Origin of the sequence: Flavobacterium cheniae (assembly GCF_004363695.1) — a bacterium.
GTDB lineage: Bacteria > Bacteroidota > Bacteroidia > Flavobacteriales > Flavobacteriaceae > Flavobacterium > Flavobacterium cheniae.
Genome location: NZ_SNZC01000002.1, coordinates 383,548 through 395,682 on the forward strand (window position 1 = coordinate 383,548; position 12,135 = coordinate 395,682).

General features: G+C 32.7%; 14 protein-coding genes and 1 tRNA gene. 3 read left to right on the plus strand and 12 right to left on the minus strand.

All coding sequences use genetic code 11. The annotated features are described in order from the left end of the window. Positions 1-59: 59 nt before the first annotated feature. Both rpoN and C8D80_RS06710 read left to right on the plus strand, forming a co-directional pair. Positions 60-1,529 carry an RNA polymerase factor sigma-54 gene (gene rpoN, locus C8D80_RS06705; protein WP_133608659.1) on the plus strand — a complete coding sequence of 490 codons (1,470 nt, stop codon included), beginning with the start codon at positions 60-62 and terminating at the stop codon, positions 1,527-1,529. A 10-nt stretch (positions 1,530-1,539) separates the two neighbouring features. After that, positions 1,540-2,151 carry a hypothetical protein gene (locus C8D80_RS06710; RefSeq protein ID WP_133608661.1) on the plus strand — a complete coding sequence of 204 codons (612 nt, stop codon included), beginning with the start codon at positions 1,540-1,542 and terminating at the stop codon, positions 2,149-2,151. A 13-nt stretch (positions 2,152-2,164) separates the two neighbouring features. Here C8D80_RS06710 and C8D80_RS06715 read toward each other — a convergent pair whose 3' ends face one another. The 10 genes from C8D80_RS06715 to C8D80_RS06760 all read right to left on the minus strand — a co-directional run bounded on the left by C8D80_RS06715 (position 2,165) and on the right by C8D80_RS06760 (position 9,063). Beyond that, complete coding sequence (locus tag C8D80_RS06715; protein WP_133608663.1) at positions 2,165-2,485, minus strand: hypothetical protein; 321 nt, start codon at positions 2,483-2,485, stop codon at positions 2,165-2,167. A 230-nt stretch (positions 2,486-2,715) separates the two neighbouring features. Then, positions 2,716-3,378 (minus strand): porin family protein, encoded by a 663-nt coding sequence (locus C8D80_RS06720; protein ID WP_133608665.1) that lies wholly within the window; start codon positions 3,376-3,378, stop codon positions 2,716-2,718. Between the two features lie 71 nt (positions 3,379-3,449). After that, complete coding sequence (locus C8D80_RS06725; protein ID WP_133608667.1) at positions 3,450-3,923, minus strand: ExbD/TolR family protein; 474 nt, start codon at positions 3,921-3,923, stop codon at positions 3,450-3,452. A gap of 20 nt (positions 3,924-3,943) precedes the next feature. Continuing rightward, positions 3,944-4,555 carry an ExbD/TolR family protein gene (locus C8D80_RS06730; RefSeq protein ID WP_133608669.1) on the minus strand — a complete coding sequence of 204 codons (612 nt, stop codon included), beginning with the start codon at positions 4,553-4,555 and terminating at the stop codon, positions 3,944-3,946. 6 nt (positions 4,556-4,561) lie between these two features. Further along, positions 4,562-4,990, minus strand: coding sequence for a hypothetical protein (locus C8D80_RS06735; protein WP_133608671.1), 429 nt, complete (start codon positions 4,988-4,990; stop codon positions 4,562-4,564). A 20-nt stretch (positions 4,991-5,010) separates the two neighbouring features. Beyond that, positions 5,011-5,829 (minus strand): MotA/TolQ/ExbB proton channel family protein, encoded by an 819-nt coding sequence (locus C8D80_RS06740; RefSeq protein ID WP_133608673.1) that lies wholly within the window; start codon positions 5,827-5,829, stop codon positions 5,011-5,013. An 83-nt stretch (positions 5,830-5,912) separates the two neighbouring features. Further along, positions 5,913-6,000 (minus strand) — tRNA-Ser (locus tag C8D80_RS06745). Between the two features lie 75 nt (positions 6,001-6,075). Beyond that, the gene (locus tag C8D80_RS06750; protein WP_133608675.1) at positions 6,076-7,107 is read right to left on the minus strand and encodes an asparaginase; all 1,032 of its coding nucleotides are present in this window, start codon (positions 7,105-7,107) and stop codon (positions 6,076-6,078) included. Continuing rightward, on the minus strand, positions 7,094-8,233 hold the full coding sequence (locus tag C8D80_RS06755) for a 1-acyl-sn-glycerol-3-phosphate acyltransferase (protein WP_133608677.1): 1,140 nt from the start codon (positions 8,231-8,233) through the stop codon (positions 7,094-7,096). Before C8D80_RS06755 ends, C8D80_RS06750 begins: the two co-directional genes overlap by 14 nt. 62 nt (positions 8,234-8,295) lie before the next feature. Continuing rightward, entirely contained in the window at positions 8,296-9,063 is a 768-nt protein-coding gene (locus C8D80_RS06760; protein ID WP_133608679.1) for a TatD family hydrolase, read from the minus strand. Between the two features lie 68 nt (positions 9,064-9,131). Between C8D80_RS06760 and C8D80_RS06765 the strand changes: the two genes are divergently transcribed. Then, positions 9,132-9,569: a retropepsin-like aspartic protease gene (locus tag C8D80_RS06765; RefSeq protein ID WP_133608681.1), complete on the plus strand. Its 438-nt coding sequence runs from the start codon at positions 9,132-9,134 to the stop codon at positions 9,567-9,569. Here the strand turns inward: C8D80_RS06765 and C8D80_RS06770 are convergent, their stop codons facing one another. Beyond that, a complete protein-coding gene (locus C8D80_RS06770; protein WP_133608683.1) occupies positions 9,570-10,790 on the minus strand; it encodes a TCR/Tet family MFS transporter in 1,221 nt (406 codons plus the stop codon). Between the two features lie 80 nt (positions 10,791-10,870). Then, entirely contained in the window at positions 10,871-12,088 is a 1,218-nt protein-coding gene (gene odhB / locus C8D80_RS06775) for a 2-oxoglutarate dehydrogenase complex dihydrolipoyllysine-residue succinyltransferase (protein ID WP_133608685.1), read from the minus strand. Positions 12,089-12,135 lie beyond the last annotated feature (47 nt).

The following is a 12,135-nucleotide window of genomic DNA, read 5'->3' on the forward strand; positions in this document are numbered from 1 at the left end:
GTAAATTTGATAAACAATTCAACAGTTAAACGATTAATCAGTTAAACAAATAAACATTAATGTTAAAACACAGTTTACAATTCAAATTATCTCAAAAATTATCGCCTCAACAAATTCAGTTGATGAAGTTAATTCAATTGCCTACGCAAGCATTTGAGCAACGTCTTCAGGAAGAATTGGTTGAGAATCCTGCTTTGGAAGAAAGTAGCAAGGAAGATAATTACGAAGCAGATGATTACGAAGTAAACACAAACGATGATGATTACGACGATTATGATAACGACCATATCGACGCGCAAGACATCAACATCGATGAGTATTTAAGTAACGACGAAACGCCAGATTACAAATATCAAACTAATAATTACAGCGATGACGATGATGACAAATCACTACCATTTGCTGCACCTGTTAGTTTTCATCAAGATTTAATCAATCAGTTAAATACATTTATTTTAGGTGATGACGAACGCGATATTGCCGAATTTTTAGTCGGAAGTATTGACGATATGGGTTACATCAGAAGAACTACACAAGATATTGTAGACGACATGGCTTTTACGCAAGGCATATATACCGATGAAGCTACTGTAGAACGTATTTTGCATTTGGTTCAGGATTTAGAACCTGCTGGTGTAGGTGCGCGCGATTTGCAAGAATGTTTGTTGTTGCAATTAAAACACAAAACACCATCGGATTCTATCAATTTAGCCATTCAAGTTATTGAACAGCAATTTGATGCTTTTAGTAAAAAACATTACGATAAATTATTGCAGAAATTTGACGTTTCGCAACAACAACTTCGCAAAGCTATTGATGAAATTGAAAAACTAAATCCGAAACCAGGAGGTAGTTTTGATGGCAATCAGAAAATGGTAGAACACATTGTTCCCGATTTTACGATTCGAATTGTTGATGGCGAATTAGAGCTTTTGTTAAACGGAAGAAATGCTCCAGAATTGCACGTTTCTAAAGATTATCAAGAAATGTTGCAGAGTTATAAAGATACTTCTGAAAAATCGAGTTCTCAAAAAGACGCGGTTCAGTTTATCAAGCAAAAATTAGATTCGGCAAAATGGTTTATTGATGCGATTAAACAACGCCAGGAAACCTTATATGTGACCATGAATGCGATTATGTTTTATCAGCAAGAATACTTTTTAGAAGGAGAAGAAACCAAACTTCGTCCGATGATTCTAAAAGATATTGCTGATATGGTTGGTTTAGATATTTCAACTGTTTCACGTGTAGCAAATAGTAAATATGTTGATACACCTTACGGAACGAAATTAATCAAAGAATTTTTTAGTGAATCGATGACCAATGACCAAGGTGAAGAAGTTTCTACTATCGAAATTAAAAATATCTTACAACAAGTTATTTCGGAAGAAGACAAAAAGAAACCTTTACCAGATGATCAATTAGCCGAAATTTTAAAAGAAAGAGGTTATCCAATTGCCAGAAGAACCATCGCAAAATATCGCGAACAATTAGATATTCCGGTAGCGCGTTTGAGAAAGAAAATCTAACGGAGTAATTATGGATTTAAAAAAAATATTACCTGTTTTTTCGTATATTTTTCATCCCATATTTGTTTCCATTTATGGTACTTTATTTTTCTTTTTAATTACCAACTCTTTCTATTACAATTCGCAAATAATAGTCACTTTAGTACAAGTAACAATATTGACATTGCTATTACCTTTATCAATGTATTTTTTATTTAGATCGTTAGGAGTTGTAAGTTCGTTTACAGAAGCAAGCATTAGCGAAAGAAAAATGCCAATTGCTGTACAGGCTATTTTGTTGTTTGTTTTAATAAAATTCAGCGTTTCACAAGATTCGGTTGCTGAATTGTATTTCTTTTTCCTTGGTGGATTTTTAAGCAGTGTAATCGTCTTAGCCAGCGTAATTTTAAAATTCAAGGCAAGTTTACACATGATAGGAATTAGTGCTTTAACGTGCTTTATTTTTGGATTAAGCATGTATTACCAATTGCCTTTTGTAAACCTTATTGCTTTTTGTATTGTTTGTATTGGTTTGGTTGCTTCTTCGCGCTTATACATGAAAGCACACACTTACACAGAACTTATTGCTGGAATTATTATTGGTGCTGGACCACAGGTGTTTTTGTATCAGTATTGGTTATAAGAAATTAATAAATTTAACACTTCACGAAAACAAACTTCTTACCATCTAAAGTTATAAAGATTGTAAAACCTTTGTTATTAAAGAACGAATATACTTGTTCTTCAGAATAATGAGTTTTATACGTAAAATAGGGAGAACTTACATTTAATTCATATTGTTTTTCTCCAATTTTAGAAATCTCAAACATCATAGTTTTAAAAGATTTCTTATAATCAATAATGACTTCTACAAGTCCATACTTTTCTTTATTATTTTCAAAAACAATATCATTGCTTGAAATTTTAAAGGTAATCAAATCAGGTCCAGGGTTTTCATTCTCTCTTTGAAATTTCATATCTAAAATACAATTTTCAACAGATTTACTATTGTTTAAGTAAGCTATTGTAAAACCACTTGTTATGATAAATAAAAAACTAATTATGTAATTATAGATACTATTTCTTTTTATGAAATTTGAGAATGATTCCTTACGTCCAAAATATAACCATCTAAAAAAAGCTCCTGGAATTTCAAAGAGAACTTCAATTAAAAAGCCAAAAATTAATTCGATTATAATCATTATAACTACAAAATATAAAACATCAAACCAATTTTCAAAGTCGTCATGTTGTTTTCAGCAGCCGTTTTATCCTTATCAAAATATGGGTTTAAACCATAATGAATGTAGGCATTCCAAGTGTTGAATCCGAAAGTTAAATATGTTGCGTACTGAAATTTATTTAAAATATCGTTGATATTTTCGCTTCCTGTTAAACCACCTTCATATTTAAATTTACCATTAATTAAATAACTTGCCATAAAACCAGCATGAATTCTCCAAAATTTGTGGCTATCAGGAGTTGTATTTCGCCAACGAATTTCTAAAGGTAAATCAACATAATGCAAAATAATTCTACTTTTCACTAATTCAAAATCAGGATTTTCTGTAACAGCAGATAAATCGATTGTTTGCTTTAAATCGTTGTAAGAATAACCGATTCCAGGAGCTATTGCCCAATGTCTATTTTCAGAAATTGGAAAATCTCTTAAAAACCCTGCAGATAAACCCGTTGAAAAAGAATACTGATTAAAATTATCAGGTTTTTTTTGAATAAAATTATAGGCGATGGAAACATAGAATTGATCTTCTCTAAAAAGAGAATCTACAACTGGTTTTGACACAGATTCCGTTTGTGAAAAGCCTATTGTTATAAAAAACAGAAAAAAAAGGGATACAAATAGTCGCATTATATATTTTTTATAAAAATAATAAAAAAAGGCACGCAAATGCGTGCCTTTTTATTTATAATATAAAAATACTATTCAACAGGATTTCCTTGTGCTGTTGTATAATTTACTTTTAATTGTTCTATTTTACGTAATTCTAGTTTAATAGCACCTACTAATCCCATTTTGACATTTTTGTCAATTTTCAATGAGGCAGTAAGGTATTTTTCGTCTTCAGAGTTACGTTGTGCTCTTTCCGTAATAATGAAATTTCTGATTTCTGATGGCGAAGCCATTTTATCAGCTAATTGAATACGATCTGAACCTCCAAGAGTAGTGCGATATCTTTCACTTGGTTTACCAGCGTAAATATACATTACATATTCTTTCTTATGCAATTTAGCAGTTTGATTTGCTTTAGGTAATGTATTTTCAATTTTTAAATCAGTGTCTTTCATGGTAGTAGCAGTCATGAAGAAGAACAAAAGCATAAATACAATATCTGGTAAAGATGCTGTTGAAATTGCAGGAGTCCCCTCCGTATTTTTCTTTTTAAATTTAGACATACTTTCTTAATATTATATAATTATTTTTTTGGCTCTGCTTCAGAAAGTCTCATAGGAAATAATTCCTGAATCTTTTTTACTTTCGGCTCTAAATCCTCTACTAAACCTTCGGTTGCTTTAGAAGCTGGATCATTAAAAATGTATTCCATTTCTGTAAAAGTCATACCGTAACGCTTCTTACATTCTCTATCTCTTAAAAAGTTATAAGCTGCTACTAGTTCATTTTGAACCGCAATATAAGTTTCATAAGTCGTTTGCCCATCATTATTTAATGAAATTACCGCATCATCAGGACCGTCTGATGAATTTGGATCTTTTTTTCCATTACAATATGTACAAGTACCTTTTCCATTATTTTCAAGAAAATCAATAGCAGTTTGTCTTAAGTCTTTAATATCAACTAGTTTCTCTTCAACAAGTAACTGATTGTCTTTATTAACTAAAACTGTTAAAATATTTCTTTCATTAATAGGCGGAACAGGTGGGTTCTCTTCATAACGAGGTAAGAGTCTATTAATTCCCTGATCTACTCCAATTGTAGTAGTAACTAAGAAGAAAATTAAAAGTAAGAATGCAATATCTGCCATAGAACCAGCATTCACTTCTGGCGGTGCACCTCTTTTTTTACCCATGATCTATTATCTTTTAATTTTTGAAAATCCAGTCCAAGCTAATACTCCTACTGAAATAAAAGCAAGAATATAAAATGTATTCAAACTAGTACTGATTAACTTAGAAGAAAATGAAGAGATAACTCCACCATCTTTCAATTTAACTTCAGTGCTATCTGCAAGAATAAAGGCTACTAAAACAATAGCAGCAAACAATCCTAAAGAAATAAGCGCTCTTTTTAACTGATCTTTGTGCGTAATTAAATTTTTAAATACGAAGTAAACAACAGAAAAGAAAGCAATTGCCATTGCTAAATAGGATACATATATAAAGTAATCTACAATATAAGAATTATTCTCCATTGAAATCTCCATACCTAAAGCAGATACGAATAAAATAGAGGCAATAATACCAATTATAATTACTACAATTTTTGAAATTTTGTATACGTTCATAACAATAATTTGTTAATGTATTATTTGTTTAATTTCTCTTTGAAGTAATCTGACAACATATCAACTAAGCTGATAGAAGCATCTTCCATATCATTAACGATAGAGTCAATTTTAGCTGTAATATAGTTGTAGAAAACTTGAAGAATCATCGCAACGATAAGTCCAAATACCGTTGTTAATAACGCTACTTTAATACCTCCAGCTACTAATGATGGCTCCATAGATCCTGCAGACTCAATTTGGTCAAACGCAACAATCATACCAATTACCGTTCCTAAGAACCCTAACATCGGTGCAAGAGCAATAAATAAAGAAACCCAAGAAACGTTTTTCTCTAATTGTCCCATTTGAACACCACCGTAAGCAACGATAGATTTTTCAGCAGACTCTAATCCGTGAGATGAACGCTCTAAACCTTGATAGAAAATAGATGCAACTGGACCAGCTGTGTTTTTAGCTACTTCTTTAGCTGCTTCGATACCACCTGAATTTAATGCAGATTCTACGTCAGAAACGAATTTTTTAGTGTTAATAGTAGAAAGATTTAAGTAAATAATTCTTTCAATAGCAATTGCTAAACCTAAAATTAAACACAATAATACTGGAGACATCCAAATTGGATCTCCTTCAATGAAACGCTTTTTCATTGATTGAGTAAAAGTAGCTTCTTCAGCTACAGCCTCTTCAGTTGTTGCTGCTGCTTCATCAGTTGTTGCTGCTGCAGTTGTGTCAGCTACTTGTTCTGTAGCAGGAGCTGCTGCTTGAGTTGAATCTTGAGCTTGAACATTTCCAAAAGTCATAAGCCCCGTGATTGCTAAAATAGAAAATAATCTTTTCATCGCTTTTGTTCTTAAATTTAATTAGTTAATTGGGTTTAAAGATATAAAAATATTTATAAAATTTTAAAATTAATATCATTCTGCAGAGAGGAAGGGATTCGAACCCTCGATACCCTTGTGGAGTATACACACTTTCCAGGCGTGCGCCTTCGACCACTCGGCCACCTCTCTATTGAAACGACACCAAATTTTAAGGGTGCTAAATAACGCAAAAAAACTCATGTATAAAAATTTTAAACGTTATTTTTATAACATTTCTCCACGTATTCCTGTTTCAAATATGGTCTTAAAAACATTATTTGACACTTTTTGACCTAAGAGATACATTAATTTAGTGATAGCAGCCTCAGTAGTAATGTCTTTGCCTGAAATTACTCCTATATTTTTTAATTGTGTACTAGTTTCGTAATTCCCCATGGAAACACTACCTCCACTACATTGTGTAACGTTAATTACATGTATATTATTATGAATAGCGCGCGCTAATGTTTGCACAAACCATTCTTCTGTTGGCGCATTTCCTGAACCATAAGTTTCTAAAACTATACCTTTTAAATTAGGAATGGCAAAAAAAGCATTTAAGACATTTTGATTGATGCCTGGAAAAATCTTTAAAATTGCTACATTATCATCAAAATCAGTATGTACTTTTAGCTTTTTAGTTGCTTTTTGTTTTAGAATGATATCCTTATTTACTTTTAAATGCACACCAGATTCTGCTAATTCAGGAAAATTTGGCGAAGTAAAAGCATTAAAATGTTCTGCACTGATTTTTGTAGTTCGGTTTCCTCGGTATAATTTATATTCGAAATACAAACACACTTCTTGAATAGCTGGCTTTTTATTTTCTTGAAGCGAAGCTACCTGAATTGCCGTAATTAAGTTTTCTTTGGCATCGGTTCTTAAATCACCAATTGGTAATTGCGAACCTGTAAAAATTACTGGCTTTGATAAATTTTCTAACATAAAACTCAATGCAGATGCGCTGTAAGACATCGTATCTGAACCGTGCAAAACCACAAAACCATCAAATTGAGAATAATTTCCCTCAATAATTTTCGCCATTTTTTGCCAACTAGAAACATTCATGTTCGATGAATCAATCGGCACTTCAAAAGAATAGGTTTCAATTTGACAATCTAACAAGTGAAGTTCTGGAATTCTACTTAACAACTCATTAAAATCAAAAGCCTTCAAAGCTCCTGTTTCAAAATCTTTTACCATTCCGATGGTACCACCGGTGTAAATTAAAAGTATTTTCGGTTTATGAGATGTCATCAGTATATTTCAGTTTATTCACAACCGGATTTGCATACATCGCCAAGAAACCTTCTCTCATGGTTTCATTATCGGCATCAATTCGCATTTCTAATCTTCTTTCGAACAATTGACGCTCTTTTTCGTTGTACAAATGTTCAAATCGAGTTGTTTTGTATAAAATATCGTAAGCGATAAAATTTGTTGGCCATAATTTATACGATTGTAAAATAGAATCATCAATTACTTGAGCCAGTGCTTGAATTTGCTTGTTATTATTGTCATTTTCAGCAATAATTTTTTCGTATTCATTTTCTAAAACATCACCCACATGAATATGAATGCGTTTCTTTTGACCAATAATCCCACTTAAAAGCGTGATAAAATCTTCGTTTTTCTCTTTTATATATACTTCGTCTTTTGAAAGCGCAATTAATTGTGGCATTTTCAAAGCATCTGTTGGGTCGTATTCGTACGAAATAGAAACAGGAACAATTTTTAACTTCTTAAAATAGTCCATTACTCTTACTTCATCATTAGCCATAGCCACCATTTTCAAAACCCCTTGATGAGTTGCATCATTACCGTCCTTGGTTCTTCCTTCTCGTTGAGCAATCCAAACAGAACGATTTTCTTTAGACAATAAATGATACATATATTCCGCCATCAACTTAGAACTTTGTAATAATTCTCTTGGGGACAAACCTCTTTGAACTAAAAAGTTTCTATTAAGTTTTGATAATTTTAAAAGGAAATCTTTTTGAACTAAATTATCTCCAATAGCCGAAGCAGTCATCACCAATCCATGATCAATTAATGAAACATTCAACAATGAAGTGTCTAAAATAATATCGCGATGGTTGGAAATAAATAAATACGAAGTATTAGGTTCTAATTTCTCAAAACCCGAAGTGGTAAGTCCTTCCGAACTTCTCTCTAAAACTCTTTGAATCGATTGGTACACAAAATTAACCTGAAAATCACGAATAGAATGTGTTCTACTCAATTGTGATTTCCATTCCTCGTCCTCCATTTCTGGAAAAGTAAAATCCATCATAGCCTTCATCATAGGATGATGTAACAAAGACTTCAAGGCTTCGTTTACTTCAGAATCATAATAAGGGCGAATAGAATCGAATTTTGTCATAATTATTTTAAAACAATTCACAAAAGAACAAAATTTTTATCAATTGCAACTTTAAATTTACATTAAATTCCGAAAATTTGTTTAGAGTTTTCTGTAGTAATTTTTGCAATTTCTTCCACTGATAGCTGATAAATTTCAGCTAACTTTTGTGCAACCAATAAAGTATAACTGCTTTCGTTTCGTTTTCCACGATATGGAACTGGCGCTAAATAAGGCGAATCGGTTTCTAAAACAATGTGTTTCAAATCGATTTCATTCAAAAATTGGTCGATTTTTCCGTTTTTGAAAGTGGCTACTCCTCCAATTCCTAATTTCATTCCTAACGAAATCGCTCTTTGGGCTTGACCCAAATCACCCGTAAAACAATGAAAAATTCCAAATAAATCAGCTGATTTTTCGCTTTCCAAAACCTCAAAAACTTCATCAAAAGCATCACGACAATGAATATTGATTCCTAATTTGTACTTTTTTGCCAATTGAATTTGGTGTTTGAAAGCATGTTGTTGTTCTTTCAAAAAAGTTTTGTCCCAAAATAAATCAATTCCGATTTCACCTATTGCATAAAATTTTCTAGAAGCCAACTCTCTTTCTACATGCGCCAATTCTTCTAAGTAATCCTCCTTCACATATGTTGGATGCAAACCCATCATCAAAAACACGTTTTCGGGATATTGCTTTTCTAATTCGTACATTTTAGTTGTATAATTAGAATCTATTGAAGGAACAAAAAAACGAGAAACGCCTGCATTTATAGCACGTTGCATCATTTCGTTGCGGTCTAAATCAAATTCTTCTGAATATAAATGTGAATGGGTATCGGTAAGTATCATTTGTTGATTGGGTTACAAAGTGGCAAAGTTACAAAGTTTGATTCAGAAATTTGATTTACTTTTGAAGTATGGAAGATTTACAAGACTTTTTAAAAGGAAAAAAATATAAAAAAATAAAATTTACGGTGCTAAAAACCCAACATTTATTAATCAAAGGAAAGATAAATGGCGTAAAAGGCAACTTTATTTTAGATACTGGAGCGAGTAATAGTTGTGTAGGATTTGAAAGTATTGAACAGTTCAAATTAGATGCCCAATTTTCAGAAACCAAAGCCGCTGGTGCTGGTGCCACAGGAATTGAAACGCAATTAGCAAGGAATAATGAAATTCAATTGGGAAGATGGAAAAATAATAAATTTCACCTGATTGTTTTTGATATGAGTCATGTAAATGATGCGCTTCGTCATTACAAAACCAAACCGGTTGATGGTATTATTGGTGCCGATATTTTACTAAAAGGAAAAGCAATTATTGATTATAGTAATCATTGTTTGTATTTGAAATAACTAGCTCGAATGGTTTTTTTTCAGTGTTCGGTAAGCTAAAATCGTACTAATCAACATTAAAATTCCTCCCAAAATAAAGGGTGCTCCTGGGAATAAAAAAGGCGCTTCATTGTGAGTAAAATAATAAAAAACAGATGCCATCATAGGTGGACCTACTATTGAAGAAGCACTCATTAAACTTGTTAACGTTCCTTGAATTTCACCTTGTTCTGATGGAGGTACTTGTTCAGAAACCACTGCTTGCAATGCTGGACCGGCAATTCCTCCTAAACAATAAGGAATTAAGAATAGAAACATCATCCAACTTTCTGTTGCAAATGCAAACAAAAACATCCCGATAGTATATAACGCTAAACCGAAATAAATACTTTTTACATTTCCGATTTTTGGGTTTATCCAACGAATTAAACCACCTTGAACGATTCCAACTAACAATCCGATGATTCCAAGAGAAATACCAACCATTTTTTCATCCCAATTAAATTGGTACATGGTAAAATAATTCCAGTTGCTTTGCACGGCATGCGAACCTACATAGAGAATGAAAATCGCTAATACTAATCCAATTAAATTAGGGTATTTTTTCAAATGTAAAAGAGCTCCAATTGGGTTAGCTCTTTTCAATTCAAATGGTCTTCTTTTATCTTTATCTAAAGATTCTGGCAAAATAAAATAACCGTATAAAAAATTAAGCATGCACAAAATAGCTGCAGCAATAAAAGGAACTCTTGTTCCAAATTGCCCTAACAATCCACCTATAACCGGGCCAATAATAAATCCTAATCCAAAAGCTGCACCCATTAAACCAAAGTTTTTAGCTCGATTTTCATTTGTACTAACATCGGCTATATAAGCAGATGCAGTGGTAAAACTTGCTCCTGTAATCCCAGATAGAATTCTACCAATGAACAACCAAATAATAGTTGGTGCATAAGCCAATAATAAAAAATCTAACGAAAAACCAAATAAAGAAATTAACAAAACTGGTCTTCTGCCATATTTATCACTTAAATTTCCAATGACTGGAGCAAAAATAAATTGAGTAATAGCATATGCAAAAGTTAGCCAACCTCCATATTTTGCTGCTTCACTAATATCTCCATTGATAAGCTCTTTAATTAGATTTGGAATTACAGGAATAATAATTCCCCAACCAATAACATCTAACAAAACGGTAATAAAGATGAAACCAACGGCCGCTTGCTTCTTAGATTTTTTCATAGCTAAATTTTGAAATACAAAGAAAAGAAAAATCCCAAACTCTTTAGGAATTTGGGATTTTATTATTGGGATTTATATTTCTATAATTCTAATGCTTTTTTCACATTTCCACCCATTAATAATTCTGCTGGGTTTTCTAATGCTTCTTTAACAGCTACTAAGAATCCAACCGACTCACGTCCGTCGATGATTCTGTGGTCGTATGATAAGGCAACGTACATAACTGGAGCAATTACGATTTGACCGTTTTTAACGATAGCTCTTTCTACCACATTGTGCATTCCTAAAATACCAGATTGTGGAGGATTGATGATTGGCGTAGATAACATACTTCCAAAAACACCACCATTAGAAATTGTGAATGTTCCACCTGTCATTTCATCAACTGTGATTTGTCCATCACGCGCTCTGATAGCTAATCTTTTGATTTCTGCTTCAACACCTCTGAAAGATAATGTTTCTGCATTTCTCATAACCGGAACCATTAATCCTTTTGGACCAGAAACCGCTACAGAAATATCACAGAAGTCATAAGAAATTTTCTCTTGACCATCAATCATAGAATTTACATCTGGATACAATTGTAAAGCACGAGTTACTGCTTTTGTAAAGAACGACATAAAGCCTAATCCTAAACCATGTTTTGCTTTGAACTCTTCTTTATATTGATCACGTAAAGCGTAAATAGCCGTCATATCTACTTCATTAAAAGTAGTTAACATTGCTGTTTCGTTTTTAGCCGAAACTAAACGCTCAGCTACTTTTCTACGTAACATAGAAAGTTTTGTTCTTTCTGAACCACGGTTTCCACCTGTTGGTGTTCCCATTGATGGTACTGCATTTACAGCGTCATCTTTAGTAATTCTTCCACCTTTACCTGTTCCAACGATGTCAGAAGGCTCGATGTTTTTCTCGTCTAATATTTTTCTAGCTGCTGGAGATGGCGCTTGAGTCGCATATGTTTTTTCTGCTACTGGAGCCGCTTTTGGAGCCTCAGCTTTTGGAGCTTCAACCGTTTTTGCTTCTTCTTTAGCTGGAGCCGCACCACCTTCTGGTTTTGCTGCACCTGTATCGATTAAACAAACTACAGCACCAACTGCTACTGCATCACCTTCTTCTGCTTTTAATGTAATGATTCCACTTGCTTCAGCTGGCAATTCTAATGTTGCTTTGTCTGAATCAACCTCAGCAATCGCTTGGTCTTTTTCTACATAATCACCATCTTTTACTAACCATGTAGCAATTTCTACTTCTTTAATTGATTCCCCTGGAGAAGGGACTTTCATTTCTAAAATCATATCTTTTTATTTAAAAAGTTTACCCTTCGACAAGCTCAGGGTGATAA

Bases quoted from the DNA above. Each gene is read 5' to 3' on its own strand.
- rpoN (WP_133608659.1), top strand. From the start codon at position 60: ATGTTAAAACACAGTTTACAATTCAAATTATCTCAAAAATTATCGCCT.
- C8D80_RS06710 (WP_133608661.1), top strand. From the start codon at position 1,540: ATGGATTTAAAAAAAATATTACCTGTTTTTTCGTATATTTTTCATCCC.
- C8D80_RS06715 (WP_133608663.1), bottom strand. From the start codon at position 2,485: ATGAAATTTCAAAGAGAGAATGAAAACCCTGGACCTGATTTGATTACC.
- C8D80_RS06720 (WP_133608665.1), bottom strand. From the start codon at position 3,378: ATGCGACTATTTGTATCCCTTTTTTTTCTGTTTTTTATAACAATAGGC.
- C8D80_RS06725 (WP_133608667.1), bottom strand. From the start codon at position 3,923: ATGTCTAAATTTAAAAAGAAAAATACGGAGGGGACTCCTGCAATTTCA.
- C8D80_RS06730 (WP_133608669.1), bottom strand. From the start codon at position 4,555: ATGGGTAAAAAAAGAGGTGCACCGCCAGAAGTGAATGCTGGTTCTATG.
- C8D80_RS06735 (WP_133608671.1), bottom strand. From the start codon at position 4,990: ATGAACGTATACAAAATTTCAAAAATTGTAGTAATTATAATTGGTATT.
- C8D80_RS06740 (WP_133608673.1), bottom strand. From the start codon at position 5,829: ATGAAAAGATTATTTTCTATTTTAGCAATCACGGGGCTTATGACTTTT.
- C8D80_RS06750 (WP_133608675.1), bottom strand. From the start codon at position 7,107: ATGACATCTCATAAACCGAAAATACTTTTAATTTACACCGGTGGTACC.
- C8D80_RS06755 (WP_133608677.1), bottom strand. From the start codon at position 8,233: ATGACAAAATTCGATTCTATTCGCCCTTATTATGATTCTGAAGTAAAC.
- C8D80_RS06760 (WP_133608679.1), bottom strand. From the start codon at position 9,063: ATGATACTTACCGATACCCATTCACATTTATATTCAGAAGAATTTGAT.
- C8D80_RS06765 (WP_133608681.1), top strand. From the start codon at position 9,132: ATGGAAGATTTACAAGACTTTTTAAAAGGAAAAAAATATAAAAAAATA.
- C8D80_RS06770 (WP_133608683.1), bottom strand. From the start codon at position 10,790: ATGAAAAAATCTAAGAAGCAAGCGGCCGTTGGTTTCATCTTTATTACC.
- odhB (WP_133608685.1), bottom strand. From the start codon at position 12,088: ATGATTTTAGAAATGAAAGTCCCTTCTCCAGGGGAATCAATTAAAGAA.